This is a genomic window from Vreelandella sp. 162(4c) (assembly GCF_058152265.1).
Genome location: NZ_CM176981.1, coordinates 782,148 through 804,441 on the forward strand (window position 1 = coordinate 782,148; position 22,294 = coordinate 804,441).

20 protein-coding genes are annotated in these 22,294 nt (G+C 55.4%); 4 read left to right on the plus strand and 16 right to left on the minus strand.

Annotation, left to right across the window (positions count from 1 at the left end; translation table 11 throughout):
• Nucleotides 1-84: 84 nt before the first annotated feature.
• The 9 genes from lon to nrdR form a co-directional block, all read right to left on the minus strand.
• Entirely contained in the window at nt 85-2,637 is a 2,553-nt protein-coding gene (gene lon, locus AC4EYZ_RS03515) for an endopeptidase La (protein ID WP_027958812.1), read from the minus strand.
• A 149-nt stretch (nt 2,638-2,786) separates the two neighbouring features.
• Entirely contained in the window at nt 2,787-4,043 is a 1,257-nt protein-coding gene (locus tag AC4EYZ_RS03520; protein WP_474191911.1) for a DUF945 family protein, read from the minus strand.
• Between the two features lie 109 nt (nt 4,044-4,152).
• Nucleotides 4,153-4,626, minus strand: coding sequence for a phosphatidylglycerophosphatase A family protein (locus tag AC4EYZ_RS03525; protein WP_009288468.1), 474 nt, complete (start codon nt 4,624-4,626; stop codon nt 4,153-4,155).
• On the minus strand, nt 4,623-5,624 hold the full coding sequence (gene thiL, locus AC4EYZ_RS03530) for a thiamine-phosphate kinase (protein WP_490204128.1): 1,002 nt from the start codon (nt 5,622-5,624) through the stop codon (nt 4,623-4,625). Before thiL ends, AC4EYZ_RS03525 begins: the two co-directional genes overlap by 4 nt.
• 36 nt (nt 5,625-5,660) lie before the next feature.
• Entirely contained in the window at nt 5,661-6,155 is a 495-nt protein-coding gene (gene nusB / locus AC4EYZ_RS03535) for a transcription antitermination factor NusB (RefSeq protein ID WP_007114491.1), read from the minus strand.
• The gene (ribH, locus tag AC4EYZ_RS03540; RefSeq protein WP_007114490.1) at nt 6,152-6,640 is read right to left on the minus strand and encodes a 6,7-dimethyl-8-ribityllumazine synthase; all 489 of its coding nucleotides are present in this window, start codon (nt 6,638-6,640) and stop codon (nt 6,152-6,154) included. The genes nusB and ribH overlap by 4 nt, the downstream gene beginning before the upstream one ends.
• Nucleotides 6,641-6,658: 18 nt before the next feature.
• On the minus strand, nt 6,659-7,825 hold the full coding sequence (gene ribBA / locus AC4EYZ_RS03545; RefSeq protein ID WP_027958809.1) for a bifunctional 3,4-dihydroxy-2-butanone-4-phosphate synthase/GTP cyclohydrolase II: 1,167 nt from the start codon (nt 7,823-7,825) through the stop codon (nt 6,659-6,661).
• Between the two features lie 87 nt (nt 7,826-7,912).
• On the minus strand, nt 7,913-9,088 hold the full coding sequence (gene ribD, locus AC4EYZ_RS03550) for a bifunctional diaminohydroxyphosphoribosylaminopyrimidine deaminase/5-amino-6-(5-phosphoribosylamino)uracil reductase RibD (RefSeq protein ID WP_022519726.1): 1,176 nt from the start codon (nt 9,086-9,088) through the stop codon (nt 7,913-7,915).
• On the minus strand, nt 9,085-9,576 hold the full coding sequence (gene nrdR, locus AC4EYZ_RS03555; RefSeq protein WP_022519727.1) for a transcriptional regulator NrdR: 492 nt from the start codon (nt 9,574-9,576) through the stop codon (nt 9,085-9,087). Before nrdR ends, ribD begins: the two co-directional genes overlap by 4 nt.
• Nucleotides 9,577-9,787: 211 nt before the next feature.
• Between nrdR and AC4EYZ_RS03560 the strand changes: the two genes are divergently transcribed.
• The 3 genes from AC4EYZ_RS03560 (at nt 9,788) to AC4EYZ_RS03570 (ending at nt 13,715) form a co-directional block, all read left to right on the plus strand.
• Nucleotides 9,788-11,554 carry a sugar phosphorylase gene (locus AC4EYZ_RS03560; protein ID WP_490204129.1) on the plus strand — a complete coding sequence of 589 codons (1,767 nt, stop codon included), beginning with the start codon at nt 9,788-9,790 and terminating at the stop codon, nt 11,552-11,554.
• A gap of 219 nt (nt 11,555-11,773) precedes the next feature.
• Entirely contained in the window at nt 11,774-12,556 is a 783-nt protein-coding gene (gene dsbG, locus AC4EYZ_RS03565) for a thiol:disulfide interchange protein DsbG (RefSeq protein ID WP_022519729.1), read from the plus strand.
• An 865-nt stretch (nt 12,557-13,421) separates the two neighbouring features.
• Entirely contained in the window at nt 13,422-13,715 is a 294-nt protein-coding gene (locus AC4EYZ_RS03570) for a GIY-YIG nuclease family protein (RefSeq protein ID WP_022519796.1), read from the plus strand.
• 912 nt (nt 13,716-14,627) lie between these two features.
• On the opposite strand, the gene AC4EYZ_RS03575 is transcribed toward AC4EYZ_RS03570, so the two are convergent.
• The 7 genes from AC4EYZ_RS03575 to AC4EYZ_RS03605 form a co-directional block, all read right to left on the minus strand.
• Entirely contained in the window at nt 14,628-15,644 is a 1,017-nt protein-coding gene (locus AC4EYZ_RS03575) for a c-type cytochrome (protein ID WP_474192127.1), read from the minus strand.
• Nucleotides 15,641-16,306, minus strand: coding sequence for a c-type cytochrome (locus AC4EYZ_RS03580; protein WP_190373578.1), 666 nt, complete (start codon nt 16,304-16,306; stop codon nt 15,641-15,643). The genes AC4EYZ_RS03575 and AC4EYZ_RS03580 overlap by 4 nt, the downstream gene beginning before the upstream one ends.
• Before the next feature lie 27 nt (nt 16,307-16,333).
• On the minus strand, nt 16,334-17,653 hold the full coding sequence (locus AC4EYZ_RS03585) for an ATP-binding protein (protein WP_490204130.1): 1,320 nt from the start codon (nt 17,651-17,653) through the stop codon (nt 16,334-16,336).
• Nucleotides 17,650-18,351 carry a response regulator gene (locus AC4EYZ_RS03590; protein ID WP_039860596.1) on the minus strand — a complete coding sequence of 234 codons (702 nt, stop codon included), beginning with the start codon at nt 18,349-18,351 and terminating at the stop codon, nt 17,650-17,652. Before AC4EYZ_RS03590 ends, AC4EYZ_RS03585 begins: the two co-directional genes overlap by 4 nt.
• A gap of 127 nt (nt 18,352-18,478) precedes the next feature.
• Nucleotides 18,479-18,898 (minus strand): DUF6691 family protein, encoded by a 420-nt coding sequence (locus AC4EYZ_RS03595; protein ID WP_474193038.1) that lies wholly within the window; start codon nt 18,896-18,898, stop codon nt 18,479-18,481.
• Between the two features lie 35 nt (nt 18,899-18,933).
• Nucleotides 18,934-19,401, minus strand: coding sequence for a YeeE/YedE family protein (locus tag AC4EYZ_RS03600; RefSeq protein ID WP_273189137.1), 468 nt, complete (start codon nt 19,399-19,401; stop codon nt 18,934-18,936).
• Between the two features lie 29 nt (nt 19,402-19,430).
• The gene (locus AC4EYZ_RS03605; RefSeq protein ID WP_474193037.1) at nt 19,431-20,297 is read right to left on the minus strand and encodes an MBL fold metallo-hydrolase; all 867 of its coding nucleotides are present in this window, start codon (nt 20,295-20,297) and stop codon (nt 19,431-19,433) included.
• A 199-nt stretch (nt 20,298-20,496) separates the two neighbouring features.
• On the opposite strand from AC4EYZ_RS03605, the gene htc2 reads away from it, so the two are divergent.
• Complete coding sequence (gene htc2 / locus AC4EYZ_RS03610; protein WP_022519604.1) at nt 20,497-22,113, plus strand: methyl-accepting chemotaxis protein Htc2; 1,617 nt, start codon at nt 20,497-20,499, stop codon at nt 22,111-22,113.
• Nucleotides 22,114-22,294 lie beyond the last annotated feature (181 nt).

Genomic DNA, 22,294 nt, shown 5'->3' on the forward strand with positions numbered 1-22,294 from the left:
GTGAACAAATGTAAAAAAAGCGCCTTACTCTCGTAAGACGCTTTAAAAGGTTAAATAGCCATTGCTGCAAATAAAATCAACGCTCTATTTTCGGCCAAACACGACATCTGCCACATCACGGTAGCGCTTGGCAAAGTGCACCGTCATGCCCTCTTTCAGGTAGTCCGGCAACTCTTCGTAATCGCGCTTGTTGGCGTCGGGCAAAATCAATTCAAAAATATCGCTGCGTCGCGCGGCAATGACTTTCTCACGAATACCGCCAACGGGGAGCACTTGGCCGGTTAACGTTAGTTCGCCGGTCATCGCCAAAGGCCTATCGATCGCATGGTGCTTGGCCAGCGAGAGCAGCGCCGTGGTCATGGTGACACCCGCCGAAGGGCCATCTTTCGGCGTGGCGCCCTCGGGTACGTGCAAGTGTACAAACGCCGAGTCAAAGAAGTCGGTATCGGCACCATACTCCTGCAGGTGGCCCAGGGTATAGCTGTAAGCGATATTGGCGGACTCCTGCATCACTTCGCCTAACTTACCGGTCAGTTTAAAACCACGATCCAGTGAGTGTACTTTGCCTGCTTCGATGGGCAATGTTGCCCCCCCCATGGAAGTCCACGCCAGGCCGGTCACTACCCCTTCGCCGGTAAGCACTTTCTCCTTACGGAAAATCGGCGCACCTAAGAACTCCTCCAGGTTTTTAACTGATATCTTGACCGTTTCAGACTCCTCTTCGAGCAGTTTAACGGCCGATTTACGCACAATGCGGTGCAGTTGCTTCTCCAGCTGGCGCACTCCGGCTTCCCGGGCGTAGCCTTCAATGACCTGCTTTAAAGCCGCATCGGAGAGGCTGATCCTCTTTTTCGTCAGGTTGTCGCGCTTGAGCAGCTTCGGCCACAGGTGGTGCTTGGCAATCGCCAGCTTCTCTTCAGCGATATAACCGGAGAGGCGGATCTGCTCCATACGGTCAAGCAGCGGCCCTGGAATCGAATCAAGCGTGTTGGCAGTGCAGATAAACAGCACCTTGGAGAGGTCCATGCGCACATCAAGATAGTGATCAAGGAAATCGACGTTCTGTTCGGGATCAAGTACTTCCAGCAGCGCCGATGCTGGATCGCCCTGAAAGGACTGCCCGAGCTTATCGATTTCATCCAGCATGATAACGGGGTTTTCGACCTCGACCTCTTTAAAGGCTTGCACCAGTTTGCCGGGCATAGCGCCCACATAGGTACGCCGATGGCCTTTAATTTCCGCTTCATCGCGCATACCACCGACTGAGAAACGGTAAAACTGGCGCCCTAAGGCTTCGGCGATCGAACGTCCGATGGAGGTTTTGCCTACCCCAGGAGGGCCTACCAACAATACAATCGAGCCGCCTACGTCGCCTTTGAAAGTACCCTCGGCCAGAAATTCGATAATACGCTCTTTAACGTCTTTCAAACCGTCGTGGTCGCGATCCAGCACCTGGCGGGCATGGGGTAGATCCAACTGATCCTGGCTGGTCACTCCCCAGGGCAGCGAGGTTAACCAATCCAGGTAGTTACGCGTGGTGCCATACTCCGGCGAACCGGTTTCCAACACGCTGAGCTTATTAAGCTCATCGTCAATACGCGATTGAACACGCTCGGGCACTACCAGTGACTCCAAACGCGCTCTAAAGGTATCTACATCGTTTTCTCGATCACCTTTGGAAATACCCAATTCACGCTGGATGACCTTGAGCTGCTCGCGCAGGAAGAACTCGCGCTGGCGATCCTGCATTTGCGCGTTTACCTGCTCGCTGATCTCTCCCTGTAGCAACGCAACATCGATCTCTTTCCGCAGCAGCGGCAGCACTTTCTGCATCCGCTCTTCTACCGAAAGTGTTGCCAGCACATCCTGAAGTTCGGGGCCCTTGGCGGAGGTAATAGCGGCGGCAAAATCGGTCAACGGCCCCGGCTGATGAGGACTAAAGCGGTTGAGGTAGTGCTTGAGTTCTTCACCGTACAGCGGGTTAATCGGCAGCAGCTCTTTAATGCCGTTGATGATTGCCATGGCGTAGGCGCGGGTCTCTTCGTTCTCCGCATCAACCGGCTCTTTAGGGTAGGTCACCTCGACGAGGTAAGGCGGCTCTTTGGAGAGCCAGCGGGTAATTTTAAAGCGCTGAAGCCCTTGAGCGATAAACTGAATCTGATCGTCTTCACCCTTAAGTTTGTGCACTTTGACCGCAGTACCGATCTCCGGGAAACCTTCGTGATCCAGGGAGGTGACACCCTGCTCGCCCACAAAGGCAACACCCAGTGTGTGGTGCGGCGTGTTACCCACACGGCGCATGGTCTCTTCCCAGCGCTCACGATTAATCACCAGCGGCTGTACCTGGGCGGGGAAGAACGGCCGGTTATGAATAGGCAGGAGGTAAATGCGTTCGGGCAGCATTTCACTAGCGGGCACCAGAGAGTTTACCCGCTCGCCGTCTGAGCGGTACTCACTTCCTCCCTGCTTACTATCGGGCTCTTGAGAGCTTTTTTCAGTCTGTTCGTTAGAGTGGTTTGCACCACTGTCTTCACTACTCTCTTCACTACCGGGGGTGTCATCAGTAGTGGATGACTGCTCATCATCAAGTTGCCAATCAAGATGTTCAGCGTCGTGTTCGTAATCCTGGTCGCTCATGCGTCCTCCAATGAACCGATACCGGCGGTGAGAACCGCCTAGTGTTGTCCATGGAATGCGGGCAGTGGGCCAAAACTTCAACCCTTCGCGAGTAGAACAGTCAGTTTAGCGGCGCTCCCTGCGACCGTAGGTAAACTTTTCTTTTAAAATTATTGAGGCCAAAGCTCGGGCATTGGGCGCCCATTGATACGCCAAACGCCACGCACCACATCAAACTGCAGCTCCCGAGTACCCAGGGGCAGGCCTAACCATAATGCGGCGACGGTAGGCGCATCGTGCCAGGTAAAGTCGCCATCAATGCGCTCCAGCCATTTCGCCTGCTCTTTCTTTTTGTCGATGTTAACCACACTCAGCTCATCCAACTGGCGGGCATCAAAAAACAGCGCGCCATCCGCATCCAGGCGAATACCCAACAGCGGGCTATCGATAGCAACGGTCGTGACATCTAAACGCGGCGAGTCGCTAAGCACTTTGCGCAGATCCGGCTCTAAACGGGCCAGCAACCCTTCGGCCATAGGTAGACTAGCGTCTCCCCAGGCGGCTTCCTGACGCAAACGACGAATCACTTGGCGAACCGCATCGGCATTCAAACGCGAAAGTTCCATCTCTATGCGGCCATTGAGCAACGGCATGTCCGGCGCTTGAGAAGGCACCATCACATCGCCCACTTCAAGCTCGCCTTTGATACGAAGTTCGCTCTCATCCAGCACCATATGGCTATTCAGGTCGAAGGGCGAAAGCTGGATATCGTAGGAGGGGTAGCTGAGCGTCAGCGTTTCAATATGCAGGTGATCGCGTTGAGCAAAGTGGTAAGCATCATCAATATAAGTATAGCGGCTTTCGAGCACCGTGGGGCCTATCGCAAGCTGGGCCATACCGTCGGTCAGGGTAAGTTGATCAAATAACGCGCGTAGTCGCCAATCGCCAAACACGCCTTCCAAGCGCAGCCGACCACCGCGGACGGCTAAATCGCGGCCATTTTGCTGAATCACAAAGGGGGCAAGGGCAAGGCGCAATTCGCTATGACCGCTAAGGGTGTGATAGCGCCCCTGCCAACGCGGCACAGAGGGGGCGGTGACCTCACCCACGGCTTGCTGCAGAACGGTATCGAGACGTGGTAGTACGGTGCCTTCGACATCCGTGCTTAAAATACCGTGCCGCGCGCTATACGTGAGCTCAAGGCGCCAGGGTCGACCCAAAAGCGGTGACAGTATCACCCTGCCTTGGGAGCTTAACCACCCTTGATGACTCTCAGTACGATTGACGCGCCACTCACCCCGCGCCTCCAGATCTTCGAGCGCTTGGCGTAGACTGCGCTCAAACAGCACACTGGAGAGTAGCTGCGCTGCCATCCACACTACGGCTATAATCGCCAGCGTGGGGACAATCAGACGTTCCTTGCGCATGCTACCTCCTTGAAGCCAACGCCTTGCAGCCAATGCGCTCGAAAAAAGTTATCAACCGCTCCTGATCACCACTCACCACTCACCACTCACCACTCACCACTCACCAAGCTTAGTGTAGCCAGAACCACAGGTGCATAGTACTCCAGGCGTAGGCCCCTGCCATCACGTCATCGATCATAATACCAAAGCCGCCCGCCACGCGGCGGTCAGCCCAGCGAATCGGCCAGGGCTTAAAGACATCGAAGATGCGAAATACCACAAATCCCCATAGCGCAGCCTCCCACGAAAAAGGCACCGCCGCCATGGTTAGCCAGTAACCCACAAACTCATCCCACACGATACCCGAGTGGTCGTGTACCCCTAAATCGTGGGACGTTTTATCACATAGCCAAACGCCGACAATAAAGGCAACAAAACAAATACTCAGGTACCACCCCAGGGGCAGTTCCGCCATCATCCAGTAGAACGGAATGGCCGCTAGCGTGCCAAAGGTACCCGGCGCCCAAGGCACAGCGCCGCTACCCAAGCCGAAGGCAAAAAAATGTGTTGGGCGACGCCAGACACTTTTCGGTGCATGATTCATGGCGCTTCCCCACTAAAATGCTGCCAGCCGGCATAGCCGCTGACATAACGACTCAGTTCACTCTGGCCAGAGGCAGTAACGCCTAACGCTTCACTACAGTGGCCAATGACGGTCAGCGCTAGACCCAATGGCGCTAAACGCTGTTGCGCCTCTGCGACGTCGTCAGCGCCGAGGGTAACAAGCAGTTCGTAATCATCCCCGCCTGAAAGTGCCGCCTTTAGTGCAGCTTCCCGACCTAGGGAGCTTTCCAGTCCGTCCGCCAGTGGTAAGGCGTCTAACGCGATGACGGCTCCGACCTGCGAGGCGTCGCGAATATGCGCCAAATCGGCCAGTAGCCCATCGGAGATATCCAGTGCAGCGGTGGCTAGACCACGTAGCGCCAGGCCCGCGGCTAAGCGCGGCTGCGGCAATAGATAGCGACTTAGCAGCGGATGCGCTACATCACGCTCGCCCCGCTGCCAAAGCGCCAGCCCGCCTGCCCCACCACCTAGTGCACCGGTGACAGCGATCAGATCTCCCGCCTGGGCACCACTACGGGTCAAGGCTTCGCCCACCGGGAGTTCACCCATCACAGTAACGCCTATGGAAAGCGCACCGGAAGTGACATCGCCCCCCACCAGCGTGGTGGCGTGCTGCTGACAAAGCGTATGAAAGCCTCGCGCATAGTCTGTAAGCCAAGCATGGGTGGCTTCATCATTGGTAAATTGGCGCTGATCAAGGGTTAACGCCATCAAACACCAACGCGAAGTCGCCCCCATGGCGGCCAGATCGCTCAGCGCAACGGCCAAGGCACGGTGACCCACCGCAAATGCTGATGCTTCGCGGGGAAAGTGTACATCCACCACCGAGGTATCAACGCTCACGACCAACTGTTGGCCTGCTTGCGGCAACAGCAGCGTGGCGTCGTCTCCACATCCCAGTGTGACGCCATTTGACGCAGCCGACGCCTCCTGCGACGACATAAAGTAGCGTCGAATCAAATCAAATTCGGCAAGCACAAAGGCCCCTTAAACGCATTGTCATACCGCTCGCGTTCAGAGACGACGAGCGCTGACCTCGGCACTGCGCAAGCGAATAGCCAGCTTGTCGAGAATGCCGTTCACGTATTTATGGCCATCGGTGGCGCCAAATGACTTAGCCAGCTCAACGCCTTCGTTAATGACGACACGATAAGGTACTTCCATGCGGCGGGAAAGCTCGTAAGCGCCCAACCGTAGGATGGCCAACTCTACCGCATCGAGATCTTCTAAGCGGCGGTCTAGCAGGGGAGAGATTTCACGATCCAGTTCCGCTTTGAACCGCACGGTATTATGGAGTAACTCGTGAAACAGCGCCTTGTCGGCGATCTCCATCACCTTGACCCAATTTTCGTGATCTTCCAGGTCATCGTCGGCGACCTGGCTACGAAACTCGGCTTCAATGGTGGTAATGGATTTACCCGTCATGTGCCATTGATAAAGCCCCTGCACCGTTAATTCCCGCGCCGCGTGGCGGCCCTGCTGAGCGGCAGAGGGTTTACGCTCGCTCATTGGGTATCTCCTGACGGTAGCGCACGGAGCAGAGAGACCATTTCCATCGCGGCCATGGCAGCTTCGGTGCCTTTGTTACCGGCCTTGGTGCCTGCACGCTCAATCGCTTGCTCAATGGTTTCAACGGTTAACACACCATTAGCCACCGGGGTATCAAACTCAAGCTGTAAGTGATTAATCGCCGTATTACAGCCGCCCGCCACGTATTCAAAATGCGGTGTGCCACCGCGAATGACCGCGCCCAGGGCAATCACTGCGTCGGGTTTCATTACCTTCAACACGCGCTTCACCGCCAGCGGGAGTTCCCAGGCGCCCGGCACGTGAACAATGTGGATATGCTCGGCGTCGACACCGTGACGGGTCAAGCTGTCGACGGCGCCTTCCACCAGGCTATCGACCACGTGATGGTTAAAACGGCCGACCACGATGACATAGCGGCCATCGACATCAACAAACGTACCTTCAACTTGAGTGAGGGAGTGCATCAATTTATTCCTGCTGAATTAGTTCTGCTGAGAAGTTGGTTCATACGCCGTGTCATTAGGGCCCAGACGCTCTACGACTTCGAGGTCAAAGCCGGACAGCGCCGAAAACTTCCACGGTGAACTAAGTAATCGCATTTTACCCACGCCTAAATAGCGCAGAATCTGAGAACCGGTGCCGATGGTCAAGTAGTTACCGGCACCGTCGGAGTCGCTAGTACGCGGCTGGCGCACGCGATCCAAAAAGATATCCAGCTGGTCTTTCAAATCCTGGTGCGGGCGGCCGTCGTCAATCAACACAAACACGCCTGGCGCGGCACTGGCAATCTCTTCCAGCGCGCGATGGGCATCCCAGCGGCACTGTTCGTCTTTCATCAAGCCCATTACATCGCGCAGCGTATCAGTCAGATGCACGCGCACCGTGGTGGCCTGTTCCGGCGTGGGCTGACCGTTCACCAACGCCAAATGGTGAGCGCCCTGGATACGATCACGGAACACGTGCAGCTCAAGCTCGCCATGGGAGGTCATGACCGTTGACGCTTCCAGATGATCGATGGTCTGTTCGTTAACGATACGGTAGTGAATCAGATCCGCGATGGTACCGATCTTAATACCGTGCTCCTGGGCGAAGGCTTCAAGCTCGGGGCGGCGCGCCATGCTGCCATCATCATTCATAATCTCGCAGATTACACCGCTAGGGTCACAGCCCGCCAGTGCCGCCAAATCACACGAAGCTTCCGTATGCCCGGCACGGCGCAGCACGCCGCCCGGCTCGGCCATCAGCGGAAAGATATGGCCTGGCTGAACGATATCAGAGGGCTTTGCATTGGGTGCCACCGCGGCTTGCACGGTACGCGCACGATCTGCAGCTGAAATACCCGTCGTGACGCCTTCGGTTGCCTCAATGGAGAGAGTAAACTTGGTGCCAAAACCGGAACCGTTATCACGCACCATTAGCGGCAGATTAAGCTGCTCACAGCGGGCGCGAGTCATCGGCATGCAGATCAAGCCGCGGGCGAAACGGGCCATAAAGTTGATATGCTCGGCCTGCACTTTTTCGGCGGCCATGATGATATCACCTTCATTTTCGCGATCCTCATCGTCCATGAGAATCACCATTTTGCCCTGGCGGATATCGTCCACCAGCTCGGCGATAGGGGCTAAGCCTCTAGAGGAGGGGTGCGCCATGGAATCTCCAATAAGTGTTGTCACGATAGCTTGTCAGGATAGGTTATCGAGAAAGAGTGTCGCGAGAGTGAGTCACGATTTTGCGCGTCAGGGTACCTTGCTCTCGCAAAATTCGCCAGATGCGCTAGTCGCTAGAGGGGATGCAATAATGCGCCAATCGCGCCCTACTGCTCGCATATCGTGAATGGTTAACCGCCGCTGATCGGCCATACGTGAGAGCCCTGGCAACGCAAAAAGGGGCCGCGCTTCGCCGCCTAACAGTGTGGGGGCAACAAACAGCTGTAGCTCATCGACCAACGCCGCATCGAGCATAGCGCCCGCCAATGTCGCTCCGGTTTCCACCAGCAGTTCATTAACCTGTTCATTTTCGGCTAACCACTGCAGCATTGCCACTAAATCGATACGGCCATCGCTACCGGCGGGCAACACCTGTACTTCAGCGCCCGCCTGAGTTAACCGTTCCCGCTTCTCTTCCAAGTGGTCTGATGTGGTGATCACTAGCGTACGCCCAGGCTCGCTTAAACAGGCTGCCGCCAGAGGTAGGCGCAAGTGGGTATCTAAAATCACCCGCAGGGGCTGGCGGTGAACCACTTGGTCTGCGTTGTTCAGCTGTAACTGCTCTGCTCGTAACGTCAGCCGAGAGTCGTCCATAATGAGCGACTCAACGCCGCTTAATATCGCGCTGGAGCGTGCCCGTAGCCGCTGCACCTGGGTGCGTGCTTCAGGCCCGGTGATCCACTGAGACTCCCCCGACCCCATGGCGGTACGACCATCTAGACTCATCGCCATTTTCAGGCGCACAAAGGGACGCTGCTGGGTCATGCGAGCAATAAAGCCGGGATTCAGAGCGCGCGCGTCACTCTCTAATAACCCCACCGCCACCTCAACACCCGCCTCTTCAAGCAGACGAATACCGCGGCCACTCACCTGCGGGTTCGGATCCACCATGGCAACCACTACCCGCGACACCTTCGCTTCCTGGAGCGCCACCGCGCAGGGGCCAGTGCGGCCGGTGTGGGAACAAGGCTCCAGGGTGACGTACGCGGTCGCGCCCAGGGCTTGCTCACCAGCATCATTCAACGCGTGAATTTCGGCGTGGGGTTCACCGGCACACAGGTGAAAGCCTTCACCGACAATCTGCTCGTCACGCACAATCACACAGCCGACCCGCGGGTTGGGATCCGTGGTGTATAAGCCTTTTTGCGCCAGTTGCAGCGCCCGCGCCATATAGCGGTGGTCGGCTTGGCTAAAGACAGCACTCATTTTGACGACTCGCTGCCATGGCCCAGTCGGGAAGAGGGCTCTTGGGACAGCCGGTCAATCTCAGCGCGAAATTCATCCAGATCCTGGAACTTGCGATATACCGAAGCAAAGCGGATATAGGCTACGTGATCGAGGGTTTTAAGCGCTTGCATGACCGACTCGCCAATATCACGGGCGTTGATTTCGCGATCGCCCCGGGCACGTAAGGTTTGGCGGATGCGCTCTACCGCCGCTTCAATGGCTTCTGCACTGACCGGACGCTTTTCCAGCGCACGCAACATACCTGCCCGCAGTTTGGCTTCATTAAAGCTCTCGCGGGAGCCGTCGGACTTCACCACCCGCGGCATTACCAATTCTGCGGTTTCGTAGGTGGTAAAGCGCTCTTGGCAGCTCGCACACTGGCGTCGACGGCGTACCTGATCACCATCCGCTACCAGGCGCGAATCAGTCACTCGAGTATCGTTTGCACCACAAAAAGGGCAATGCATGGCGGTCAACCTGTTGTCAGCTCGTGTCGGCGTACCGCACGAGTTAGCGTGTTATAACCTGTCAATGTGTGTGCTATTAATAGCGTTTTAGCAGTAGTAACTGCCACAAGCTAATGTATCTTAGCGTTTAAACGCGGTATCAACCTCGTATTGTAACGATTTGGCACACAAGCTGCAGCGTTTGTGGCAGATTGTTTATCAGGAGCTACCCATGCCCCCCTTTGAGCAGACCGTTAACGACTACCTCAGCCACCTTTATGGCCCCAGGGCGGGGGAAGTGCAGCGCCGTTTAAACCAGCGTCTAGCGCATTTTCAGTCGCTTGCCCCATTTTCATCCAGCTCCGGTAGAACCAGCACTAAAAACGCACCCTCTTGGAGCGAAAAAGATCAGTGGGTGATCAGCTACGGTGACTCGATTATTGAAGATAGTGTGCCGCCGTTGGCAGTGCTTAGCGATTTTCTTCAAGCGCGGTTGGGCGATCGCATCAGCGGTGTACATGTACTGCCCTTCTTTCCCTGGAGCAGCGACGACGGCTTTTCGGTGATCCACTACCGGGAAGTGAACCCCGATCTTGGTGATTGGTCGCACATCCGCGAACTCGCCAGCCATTACGACTTAATGGCCGACCTGGTGCTCAATCACGTCTCACGGGAGTCTCTCTGGTTTGTGGATTACCTGAGCGGCAGCCTGCCCGGCCGCGACTACTTTATCGAAGTCGATCCAGAGACCGATGTCTCCCAGGTGGTGCGCCCACGCAGCAGCCCGCTGCTGGTGCCCATTTCCACCCGGCGTGGCACCCGCTACCTGTGGGCGACGTTCTCCGAAGACCAGCTTGACCTGAACTTTGAAAATCCGGATGTGCTGCTGGAGTTCGTGGGTATTTTGCTGTTCTACCTGGAGCAAGGAACGCGGATTGTACGTTTGGATGCGGTGGCCTTTCTGTGGAAGCGGCTGGGTACTGCCTGCATTCACCTGCCGGAAACCCACACTGTGGTGCGGCTGCTACGAGCGATTGTGGATCACGTGGCCCCAGGTACCCTGTTAATCACCGAAACCAATGTGCCCCACCAGGAAAATATCAGTTATTTTGGCTTGGATCGGTTGCCAGCGGGGGACCCCGACGAAGCCCATATGGTGTATCAGTTTGCCCTCCCCCCGCTGCTATTGCACACCCTCACCCGGGGCGAAGCGAGCACCTTACAAACCTGGCTTGCCAGCCTTCCGGTACTGCCCGACCAATGCACCTACCTCAACTTTACGGCCAGCCACGACGGCATTGGCGTTCGCCCCTTGGAAGGTTTATTGCCCGATCACGAGCGGGATGCGCTGCTGGAGCTGATGCACCGTTTCGGAGGCTTTGTCAGCATGCGTAGCAACCCCGATGGAAGCGATACGCCCTATGAGATCAATATCACCTGGTTTGAAGCCATGCGCGGCACCCGCCGCGGCCCCGACCCGTGGCAGGTAGCGCGTTTTCTATGCAGCCAAGCAATTATGCTGAGTTTGCAAGGTATCCCCGCGCTGTATATTCACACCCTAACTGGCACACTCAATGACGTGGAAGGCGTTGAGCGCAGTGGGCGGCTACGTTCGATCAACCGCCGGCGCTGGCAGCGTAGCGAGCTAGACCTGCTGTTAGATAGCCCTTCAACGCCCACCCACGATGTTTTTCACGCCTTAAACCGGCTATTAGACCAGCGCCGTCAAGAGCCCTGCTTTCACCCCAATGCCGCCCAGCGGGCGTTAGTCTCGGCACCGGAACTGCTGGCGGTAGAGCGCGGCCCACTGCACGATGGCCGCCGATTACTGGCGCTGTACAACGTCACCGATCTGCCGCTTCCCTTAGAAAACGTGGGCGAGGCAGTTACCCAGGCACTTGAAAAACACGCCTGGCAAGCGCTGGATCCTGGCAACCCATGGATTCCCGAAGGCACGCTGCCGCCCTACGCGGTGCGTTGGCTGGTAGCTGATCGTTAATGCCATTTCGTTAATACCATTGAGAAATCTAAAGTTTCAAAAACCGTAAACTTCAAAAACCGTAAGTTGCGACATATTGCCCCAGTTATAAAGCGCATAATCCCTAAATAATGTTGTGCTGCGATAATCGCAACACGGCATTATTTTAGGGATTGCCAGCACTAAGGCGGCGGTTATTAAATCTCTAGCCTCTCACTCTTATTCAAACAAGGCGCTGCAATGCACTTAAAACGTCACGCTGGCATAAGTGGTTTTCTCCTGCTGGCAGGATTGGTCGGCACCTCTGCGAGCTATGCCGATGAGCTACCCGCCCCTATTCAGGCACTTGCCGACCAAGGCTTGGAAATTCATGGTCAATTCGATGCCCCCGGAGGGTTGCGCGGCTACGGCGCCAGCGTGCAGGGCCAGGACATGGCGATTTACCTGACGCCGGATGGCGAGCACGCCGTGGTGGGTACGCTAATGGATAATGAGGGGAATGACCTTACCGAAGCGCAACTGGATGAGCATGTACGTGCACCGCTAGAGGCACAAACATGGCAGCTATTAAGCGAAAGCCACTGGGTACAGGACGGCAATGTGGATGCCCCCCGGGTGATTTACACCTTCACGGATGCCAACTGCCCCTACTGCCGTCAAATGTGGCAAGACGTTCGCCCCTGGGTGGAAGCAGGTGAGGTGCAGCTACGCCATATCATGGTAGGTATCTTAGCACCCGACAGCCCTGGAAAAGCAGCCGCTATTCTCGGCGCCGACGATCCAGCGGCGACACTGCATGCCCATGAAAGCGGCCAGCAGGAAATCGAAGCTAGTGCCCAACCGAGAGAAATTGAAGAGCAGGTGTACGCCAATAACCAGTTGTTCGAAGAGCTGGGCCTATATGCAACCCCCACTTCCGTTTTTCAGCGTGAAACAGAGAACGGGGCCGTGCGTCTTGACCGTATTCAGGGTATGCCCAGTGATGAGCGGCTGATCGAGATGATGGGCAGTGAAACACCTTGATGAACTTAGCCTGCCACCGCTAGCTGAGATTGCCGCGTCGCTACGCTCCTCGCAATGACGTAGGTGATCTCATTGAAATCCTTCACCTGTCATTGCGAACGTAGTGCGGCAATCTCGGGGTTAATCTGCCACCGCCGCCAAAGACTGCCGCGTCGCTGCGCTCCTCGCAATGACGTAGGTGATGTCATTGAAATCCGCTACCTGTCATTGCGAACGTAGTGCAGCAATCTCGGGGTTAATCTGCCACCGCCAAAGATTGCCGCGTCGCTGCGCTCCTCGCAATGACGTAGGTGATGTCATTGAAATCCTTCACCTGTCATTGCGAACGTAGTGCAGCAATCTCGGGGTTAATCTGCCACCGCCGCCAAAGACTGCCGCGTCGCTGCGCTCCTCGCAATGACGTAGGTGATGTCATTGAAATCCGCTACCTGTCATTGCGAACGTAGTGCAGCAATCTCGGGGTTAATCTGCCACCGCCAAAGATTGCCGCGTCGCTGCGCTCCTCGCAATGACGTAGGTGATGTCATTGAAATCCGCTACCTGTCATTGCGAACGTAGTGAAGCAATCTCGGGGTTAATCTGCCACCGCCAAAGATTGCCGCGTCGCTGCGCTCCTCGCAATGACATGAATAGGTCTACTCGCAATAGCATCTAATTTGTTATTGCGAGCAACCCGACATTGTGAGCCCGCCCCCTGTCATTGCGAGCGCAAGCGAAGCAATCTCTAGGTTAATCTACCACTGCAAGCTAAGGTCGTTTCACTTTTCATAGTCAAAATAAGGATACTGACTGCAATGATGCGCCCCTACCATTGCTAATAAAATGAAGTTAGATTAATAAAAATCCATCACCGAAAGGTCGGTTCATGTCGACAACAAACAATCTTTATTATGTTTATATGCTGACTAACCGCACTCACCGCGTTCTTTACATAGGAGTTACAAACAACTTGGAGCGCAGGCTTTATGAACACCGCCAAGGTTTAATGCCAGGATTCACCAAAAAGTACCGTTGCCACAAACTTGTATGGCTAGAGGAGTCAAATAGTATAGAAGATGCCATCAGGCGCGAAAAACAGCTTAAAGCGGGTTCACGTCAACGTAAAAATGCTCTAATTGACTCCCTTAATCCTGATTGGGTTGAGCTTGCCCCATACTAATATCATTCTGAGTGCCACACCCCTTATTATCGTGAGCCTCTCTTTCATTGTGGGCCCTCCCTGTCATTGAAATCCGCTACCTGTCATTGCGAACGTAGTGAAGCAATCTCGAGGTTAATCTGCCACCGCTGCCAAAGATTGCCGCGTCGCTGCGCTCCTCGCAATGACGTAGGTGATGTCATTGAAATCCTTCACCTGTCATTGCGAACGTAGTGAAGCAATCTCGAGGTTAATCTGCCACCGCCGCCAAAGATTGCCGCGTCGCTGCGCTCCTCGCAATGACGTAGGTGATGTCATTGAAATCCTTCACCTGTCATTGCGAACGTAGTGAAGCAATCTCGGGGTTAATCTGCCACCGCCGCCAAAGATTGCCGCGTCGCTGCGCTCCTCGCAATGACGTAGGTGATGTCATTGAAATCCTTCACCTGTCATTGCGAACGTAGTGCAGCAATCTCGGGGTTAATCTGCCACCGCCAAAGATTGCCGCGTCGCTGCGCTCCTCGCAATGACGTAGGTGATGTCATTGAAATCCTTCACCTGTCATTGCGAACGTAGTGAAGCAATCTCGAGGTTAATCTGCCACCGCCGCCAAAGATTGCCGCGTCGCTGCGCTCCTCGCAATGACGTAGGTGATGTCATTGAAATCCTTCACCTGTCATTGCGAACGTAGTGAAGCAATCTCGGGGTTAATCTGCCACTGCCAAAGATTGCCGCGTCGCTGCGCTCCTCGCAATGACGTAGGTGATGTCATTGAAATCCGCTACCTGTCATTGCGAACGTAGTGAAGCAATCTCGGGGTTAATCTGCCACCGCCAAAGATTGCTTCGTCGCAAGTTCCTCGCAATGACATAAAGAGGACTCCTCTCAATGACAAAAAATGAAAGTTCCTCATAATCACATTTCGTGACGGTATTACTCCTCGGAAAGGTTTTCAAACCTCGGCATCCCGACGTTCCAGGGTTTAATGTCGCCCTTCTCCCCGAAGTTGTCGTGATCACCGAGTACATGGCCGTCGTGTTCGCGGGTTTGCCCGTACAGTGAGCGGTTATGGAAGGTCGGGCCAAAACGCTCGGCTGTCTCGGCGACATCGCCCGTGTAGCGGGGGTCTTGGGGGCGCTCTTGGCTGTTTATGTAGTAAGCAATATCCCAGGCGTCTTGATCGCTGAGCGACCGCGGCTGACCAAGCGGCATATTTTGGTAAATGAAGCCCGCCATGGTTTCTACTCGCGCGATTCCCGCACCCCAATTATTAGAGCCGTCGCCCCAAGGGGCTGGAAATACGTATTCGCCGTTTTCATAGTGGCCCGATCCATCCTTTTGGTGGCAAATCGAACAGTTTTCCTGGTAAGCCGCTTCGCCCCTAGCATAGTCGGGCTCTTCAGCTGGCTCATCCGGTGCGGGGAAGCCACGCCCATAGATCGGTTTGTCTGGATACATCGGCGCACCGGTGGCCAGCCATTGGTGGTAGGCGCTCAGCGCCAGCATTTCATCGCTGCCATACTCCGGTGGCACGCCATTCATGGAATAAGCAAAGCAACCTGCGATACGTTCTTCCAGGTTATTCACATGCTGATTCTTACCACGAAAATCCGGCAGCGTGATAGCCGCGGCCCACACTGGCGCACTGAACGGCATCCGCCCTTCGCCCAAATGACAGCTAGAGCAGTTCATATCATTGAACACGTTCTCACCACGCAACTGCTGCGTATTGGTGAATAGATCATGCCCATAGCGGATGACGTTCTTCAGCTCCGGATGAAGTTCGGAATTCTCAAGGTCTTCCATGGTGGGGGGCTCGTGTACCAGCATATTCAGCGCAGCGTCTGGACGCTCTTCTGGCTGGGCAAAAACCGTGGCTGTATAAACGGTACCGAACGCCAGCGAGCAGCCGGTCAGGGTTATGACGAGGGAGCGACGACAGATGGTCATTGTGCTGTCTCCTGTTCTTCTGAACCGGGTTGCGTGGCATACCAGGCAGACACCGCCTGAATGTCGTTATCGCTCATGCGTTTGGCAATGGCCCCCATGAGATTCTGTGGGTCGTTGATGCGTGTCTCGTTTTTCCACGCCCTCAACTGAGCGCTGATATAGCCAGCATGCTGGCTGGCGACACCTGGGAAGGTGCTGCCAACGCCCGTACCACCGGGCCCGTGGCAGCTTTGGCAGGAAACAATGTAGGCGTTCCAATCGCCGCGTTCGGCAAGCTGTTGACCCCGCGCCAGCAGCGCTTCGTCGGCCTCATCGCCGCCTTGCCCCGGCGTTACCGGCATTTGGCTATAGTATTCGGCAACATCGGCTATTTGCTGATCGTCGAGCATATTGGCAAACGTCATCATGGTCGCATTTTGACGCTGCCCGGCTTTAAAGTCGTGCAACTGCTTAGCGATATAGTCCGCATTCAGCCCCGCTAAGCGCGGCCATGACTCACCATTGGGCACATTCATACCGCTGCCATCGGCCTGATGACAGGCTGTGCAGGTAGCCGCTGCAGCCTGGCCTCGCTCCGCGTCACCCTGCTGCGCCAGCGCGCCTCCAGAGACTAAGCTAACCCCTATCAGCAGGCCAAACCTGCTTAAGTATTTTTTATTCATCTCGGTTTCTCCCTTGCGTTATCGTTGTTAGCTACCCGCCACTGGCACCACCAGACGGGCGGTAAAACCACCTTCAGCAGGGCTGACAAACGTCACTTCGCCACCAAAACGTTCGGCGATAGCAGCCACAATGGCTAACCCCAGTCCACTGCCTTGCTGTTTACTGGCACGCCAGAATCGTTGCGTTAATTGTTCAATCGTCGCGCCATCAACACCTGGGCCTTGGTCGCTAACGCTAAAGGTAAGATGGCGCTCCCCTGGCTCCCACTGTGCATCAAAGTTAATGAGGGCATCGGCGGGCCCATGGTTAATAGCGTTATCGAGCAAATTACGCAGCGCGGTGATAGCCAATTCGCGGGGCATCGCAAGGGCGACATCGGGCCAATGGGGCGACACTACAAAGCGGGCTGATTTGTTGTGCTGGCTATCCGCCAGGGCGTGTTCGGCCACATCTGCGACGCGACTAGCCTCACCATCATCAAAGCGCACACGCCCCTCTACGCGAGCCAGCGTGAGCAGTTGGTCAAGGGTTGAGCTCAACCGCACCACTCCCTCTTCGGCATAGTTGAGCGATGTTATTGCGGCCTGACCTTCGACCCGGCGAGCCACTTGCAGGTGGGTTTTGATCGCAGTAAGCGGTGTGCGCAGTTCGTGGGCGGCATCGTTTGTAAAGCGCTGCTCACGGATAATGGTTTGCTGTACACGCTCAAGAAGCGTATTTAAGGTTTCAATCAGCGGACGAATCTCTTTAGGCAGGCCATAGGTAGCGACAGGGGCCAGTGCATCGGGGTGGCGATTGGCCAGCGATTCGCGCAGCCGTGTTAGCGGTGCTAAGCCACGCCAAACCCCCAGCCAAAGCGCAAACATGCTGCCTACCAGCGCTACGATAAAGGGCACCACGGTCATGCGTATAACGCCGCCGAGCAGCATATCGCGCTCATCCATACGATCAGCGGTGGTAATTACGATGCCACCGCGCTCGTAGGTAAATACCCGCCAAGTCACGTCGCCTGCCTGGCGATAAGTGTGGCCGCCCTCTCCCGGGGCGAGAATAGCGTCCATATCGGCATGGGTGCGCGCCATGATTTCGCCTTGGGGCGAGTGCACTTGGCAGGCCAGACCCTCAATGGGTGGAATAGATAGCACTGGATGCTCGGCATCCTCCCATACGTCAAACGGCAGCTGCAGGACTAACCCGGCCACCATTCTTGCCGACTGCGCTAAGCGCTGATCCAGGGTTTCCACAAACTTCTCTTCCAGGTCGCGCATCAGCCACGCCGCCGCCACACCCCAGAGCAGTGCCAGCGTTAATCCCAGAGTCAGCAGCAAGCGCGCACGTAAACTCATAGCTGCCCCTTATAGGGCGTACCGGCCGCATGTACCGCCTCGGGTTTGCCCAACCGATAGCCAAGCCCGCGCACTGTTTCAATCACGCCGCTCCCCAACTTGCGGCGCAGGTGGTGGATATGCACATTCAGCGCATTGCTTTCAACATCGTCGTTCATACCGTAAAGGCTATCTTTGAGCTGGTCGGCTGACAGGACGCTGCGTGGCGATTGCAGGAAGGTTTCAAGCAGCACCAGCTCCCGGCGAGACAGCATAATCAGCTGTTCATCGACGTAGACCTCCCTAGCCGTTGGATCTAAGCAGAGTGCGCCATGGGCAATCAGGCCGCTGCTGCGCCCTGCTACTCGGCGTAACAAGGCGTGCAAACGCGCTACCAACTCATCTAAATCGAAAGGTTTCACCAGATAGTCGTCGGCGCCGCCCTGCAGTCCATCCACTCGGTCACGCACCGCATCCCTTGCGGTTAACACCAGCACGGGAACGTCATTGCCCTGCTCGCGCCACTCGGCCAGCAATTGAAGACCATCGCCATCGGGCAATCCGCGATCAAGAATGACCACATCACTGGCCACCGTTCGCATCGCCTGACGGGCAGCGCTCCCCGTGGAGACGTGATCGACCACAAAGTCGAAGGTCATTAATCCAGCGCGAATACCCGAAGCAACCAGCGGGTCATCTTCAATCAACAAGACGTGCATAGCGGTTTCCCATTTATTACCCATCAGCATGGCGGACGGGCATTAACCCAGCGTTAAGACAAATAAAAACGCCCTTGCTTTGATGGCAAGGGCGCGGGCATGGCAATCGCCGAATAAGGACGAATGGCTAGGCGAGACGCTTAGCAGCAAAACGCCTCGCAAAAAACCAACCCAACACCATGGTCACCAGCATGGCCAATAGCGGTAAGGAAAGACCGCCGATGGAGGCTATCGCTGGCCCTGGGCAGTAGCCGGAAAGTCCCCAGCCAATGCCAAACAGAGCCGCGCCCCCTAACAACTTTGCGTCTAACTCCCGTTTGGCCGGTAACTGAAAGACGCCACCCAATAGTGGTGCAGTACGCTTGAATACCAGCCGATAGCCGATAAAGGTGGTGACGACAGCCCCGCCCAATACGAACATCAGCGTTGGATCCCAGGCGCCCGCTACGTCTAGAAACCCCACAACTCGCGCGGGGTCGGTCATGCCTGAAACAGCTAAGCCGAAACCGAAAAGTAGCCCCGCCGCATAGCCTACCGCTGTTTTCATCCAATGACTCTTGTTTGACTGACTCATTGAACTATTCATTGAACGCCACCTAAACCTAGCAAGTGGCGCGAGATATAAACGGTCACTAGCGCCGTCAGCAAAAACATACCGGTGGCCGCCATGGAGCGAGGTGCCAAGCGCGCCAGCCCGCACACACCATGGCCGCTGGTACAGCCACTGCCCAGCCCCGTGCCTACGCCCACTAACAGCCCAGCCACCAGCATTAACCCTACGCCTCCCACTGGTGCGCCAATCACCTCACCAGGGCTTTCGGCAACGTTGCCTAAACCACCACCTAGCGCCATAAGCAGAAGCGGGCCGCTAATCAGCCCTAACAGAAAAGCCACTCGCCAAGCGCTATCGCCCTTGGGGCGCTGGGTTATCAAATTGCCCACGATGCCACTGATACCTGCGATACGCCCCAGCGTTGCCATCAACCAGGTAGCGGAAAGCCCGATCAACACACCCCCAACCAGCCCTTGTAAGCCTGCTGTCCAATCCACTGATAACTCCTCAGCTCGCACTTAAACCGTTAGAAAAAATTAAGCGGCACTTTGAGATAGACAGTGCCATTCTCTTCCGCAGGAGGCAGTTCCCCCGCACGCATATTGACCTGCACCGAAGGAATAATGAGCCGTGGCATGCCTAAGGTGGCGTCGCGCTCAGTGCGCATCTTCACGAACTCGTCTTCGCTGATACCTTCATGAACATGGACGTTCTCACTGCGCTGTTCCGCAACGCTGGTTTCATGCTGAAAGGTATCGCGACCGGGAGCTTTATAGTCGTGGCATAAGAACAGCCGCGTCTGCTCGGGAAGCGCCAATACTTTTTGGATAGAGTGATAAAGAGTGCGCGCATCTCCACCGGGAAAGTCGCACCGCGCGGTGCCATAATCCGGCATAAATAGCGTATCGCCTACAAAGGCGGCATCGCCTATTACGTAGGTTAAACAAGCGGGCGTATGTCCTGGGGTATGCAGCACCTGGCCCTGTAATTGGCCAACGGCGAACGTATCCCCTTCTTCAAACAGCGCATCAAACTGGCTGCCATCCCGAACAAACTCACTGCCCGCATTGAATGCCTTACCGAATATCTCCTGCACCTTCACTATGTTGGCACCAATGCCGGTTTTACCCCCTAACTGTTCATGTAGGTATGGCGCTGCCGAGAGGTGGTCTGCATGTACATGGGTCTCCAAAATCCAGACTACATCGAGATCGTGTTCGCGAATAAAAGCGATGATGGTGTTAGCAGATCGCACGTCGGTTCGCCCAGCGGCATAATCAAAATCGAGTACCGAATCTATAATTGCGCAGGCACGGCTATCAGGGTCTTGGACGACATAGCTAAAGGTGTTCGTAGGCTCATCAAAAAAGTGCGTAACGATTGGGCGTTGCATCGTTGCCTCCCATAGGGGTGGTGATCTCAATCTCATGCTATAAAGACAGCATAGTGCATTTTAAGTTCTATATTTAGATTATTTTAGAATATAAGGGTGCTATATATCCCAAAAGAGTGTTCAAGACTATTTTTGCTAAGGTCTGCTCCATTTAGGCCGTTAATGAAGGAGTTACTCAATTACAAAAATTAGGAAGAACATGACTCACTTAACAACGACACAAAAACTCTGGGGAACGCTGGGTATTATCTGGGTTGCAATGCTGCTATTGGTTGGCTGGCTTGCCTGGGAGAACCGCCAGACGATTGAGAGCGAACGCCGCGATAGCATTCAATACGTAGTGGAAAGCGTGCAAAACCAAATTGAAGCCCTGCAAGAACGGGTAGCCTCCGGTGAACTTAGCCTGGAAGAAGCGCAGCAGCGTGCGATCGATAATATGTCTAGCGTTAGCTTTGGGGCGGGCGAGTATATCTTTTCATTCAACGATGACTTACTGATTATCTCGCATCCTAGCCGTACACCCGGCACTGACATGACCAATTATGAAGACGCCAGCGGGATGGCGCTGTACCCCGAGTTGCTGCGTGTCGCGCAAGCAGGTGGTGGTCACGTCAATTACTATTCTACCCGCGCGGGTGGCGACGAGCAGCTGCCGAAAACCAGTTATGTAGCACACCTTCCCGAATGGGACTGGTCACTGGCGACCGGCGTTTATGTCGATGATATTAATGCCGCCTTTATTGCCGGTTTGATTCGCTCGATCGTGATACTACTGATCATTGGCCTGCCGGTAACGCTGCTGATGGGATGGGTTATTCGTGATGTTTCTCGTCGTTTAGGTGGAGACCCACGCTATGCAGCCAACGTAGTACGTCATATTGCCGACGGCGACCTGACCCAGGTCACACGGCTTTCGCCGAAGGATCAACAGAGCTTACTTTTTAATATCAACCGGATGCGTGAAGCTCTTGCCGAGACGATTGGTGACATCCACCACGGCGCAAGCCAGGTCAACAGTGGCGTAGAGCAGATCGTGGGCGTAAACGAAGAGCTTTCGACCCGCACCGAAGAGCAGGCAGCATCACTAGCTGAAACCGCTTCCAGTATGGAACAGCTCACCGCGACTGTTAAGCAAAATGCTGAACACGCTGACCATGCGCGTAAGCTTGCCACCAGAGCGGCCGATAGCGCTCAGCGCGGCAGTGACTCGATGTCGTCCGTCACGACCACTATGGCGACGATTAACGAAAGCGCCACACAGATGAGCAGCATCGTTAACACCATTGACGGTATCGCTTTCCAAACCAATATTTTGGCACTGAACGCGTCAGTTGAAGCCGCCCGAGCAGGTGATCAAGGGCGCGGCTTTGCGGTTGTCGCCAATGAGGTTCGTCAACTTGCCAGCCGCTCAGCTGCTGCGGCACAGGAGATTAAAACGCTGATCGAAGCGTCGGACAGCAAAGTAGTTGAAGGCAGCCGCCAAGTACGCGACACCGGTGATGTGATTAACAGCATGGTCGATGATATCAAACAGCTCAGTACGCTGGTTCAGGAAATTTCTGCGGCTACCATTGAACAGAGCAGCGGCATTGAGCAGGTCAACCAAGCGGTAACGCAAATGGATCAAATGACCCAGCAAAATGCCAGCTTGGTGCAAGAAAGCACTCACGCGACTCAAGCCCTGGCCCAGCTCAGCGCCCAGCTGCGCCAACTGGTTGCCCACTTCCGCATTCACCAGAGCACGGAGCATACACAGGCAAGCTTACCCGCCTCCTCACCCGCCCCGCAGACCGCTCATCAGCATAGCGATTTTTGATGCTTTGTCATTGCGAGCGCAGTGAAGCAATCTCAGGGTTACCTGCCACCGCAGATCGAGATTGCCGCGTCGCTGCGCTCCTCGCAATGACATATGAGTAGGCTCCTCACAATGATCAACTGGGTGTCATTGCGAGCGATGTGAAACACATCTCAGAATATGCTGCCTCGGCAAGCGAAAT

Excerpts from the sequence above, each read along its gene's own strand:
- lon (WP_027958812.1), bottom strand. The coding sequence starts at position 2,637 with ATGAGCGACCAGGATTACGAACACGACGCTGAACATCTTGATTGGCAA.
- AC4EYZ_RS03520 (WP_474191911.1), bottom strand. The coding sequence starts at position 4,043 with ATGCGCAAGGAACGTCTGATTGTCCCCACGCTGGCGATTATAGCCGTA.
- AC4EYZ_RS03525 (WP_009288468.1), bottom strand. The coding sequence starts at position 4,626 with ATGAATCATGCACCGAAAAGTGTCTGGCGTCGCCCAACACATTTTTTT.
- nusB (WP_007114491.1), bottom strand. The coding sequence starts at position 6,155 with ATGAGCGAGCGTAAACCCTCTGCCGCTCAGCAGGGCCGCCACGCGGCG.
- ribH (WP_007114490.1), bottom strand. The coding sequence starts at position 6,640 with ATGCACTCCCTCACTCAAGTTGAAGGTACGTTTGTTGATGTCGATGGC.
- ribBA (WP_027958809.1), bottom strand. The coding sequence starts at position 7,825 with ATGGCGCACCCCTCCTCTAGAGGCTTAGCCCCTATCGCCGAGCTGGTG.
- ribD (WP_022519726.1), bottom strand. The coding sequence starts at position 9,088 with ATGAGTGCTGTCTTTAGCCAAGCCGACCACCGCTATATGGCGCGGGCG.
- nrdR (WP_022519727.1), bottom strand. The coding sequence starts at position 9,576 with ATGCATTGCCCTTTTTGTGGTGCAAACGATACTCGAGTGACTGATTCG.
- AC4EYZ_RS03560 (WP_490204129.1), top strand. The coding sequence starts at position 9,788 with ATGCCCCCCTTTGAGCAGACCGTTAACGACTACCTCAGCCACCTTTAT.
- dsbG (WP_022519729.1), top strand. The coding sequence starts at position 11,774 with ATGCACTTAAAACGTCACGCTGGCATAAGTGGTTTTCTCCTGCTGGCA.
- AC4EYZ_RS03570 (WP_022519796.1), top strand. The coding sequence starts at position 13,422 with ATGTCGACAACAAACAATCTTTATTATGTTTATATGCTGACTAACCGC.
- AC4EYZ_RS03575 (WP_474192127.1), bottom strand. The coding sequence starts at position 15,644 with ATGACCATCTGTCGTCGCTCCCTCGTCATAACCCTGACCGGCTGCTCG.
- AC4EYZ_RS03580 (WP_190373578.1), bottom strand. The coding sequence starts at position 16,306 with ATGAATAAAAAATACTTAAGCAGGTTTGGCCTGCTGATAGGGGTTAGC.
- AC4EYZ_RS03585 (WP_490204130.1), bottom strand. The coding sequence starts at position 17,653 with ATGAGTTTACGTGCGCGCTTGCTGCTGACTCTGGGATTAACGCTGGCA.
- AC4EYZ_RS03590 (WP_039860596.1), bottom strand. The coding sequence starts at position 18,351 with ATGCACGTCTTGTTGATTGAAGATGACCCGCTGGTTGCTTCGGGTATT.
- AC4EYZ_RS03595 (WP_474193038.1), bottom strand. The coding sequence starts at position 18,898 with ATGAAAACAGCGGTAGGCTATGCGGCGGGGCTACTTTTCGGTTTCGGC.
- AC4EYZ_RS03605 (WP_474193037.1), bottom strand. The coding sequence starts at position 20,297 with ATGCAACGCCCAATCGTTACGCACTTTTTTGATGAGCCTACGAACACC.
- htc2 (WP_022519604.1), top strand. The coding sequence starts at position 20,497 with ATGACTCACTTAACAACGACACAAAAACTCTGGGGAACGCTGGGTATT.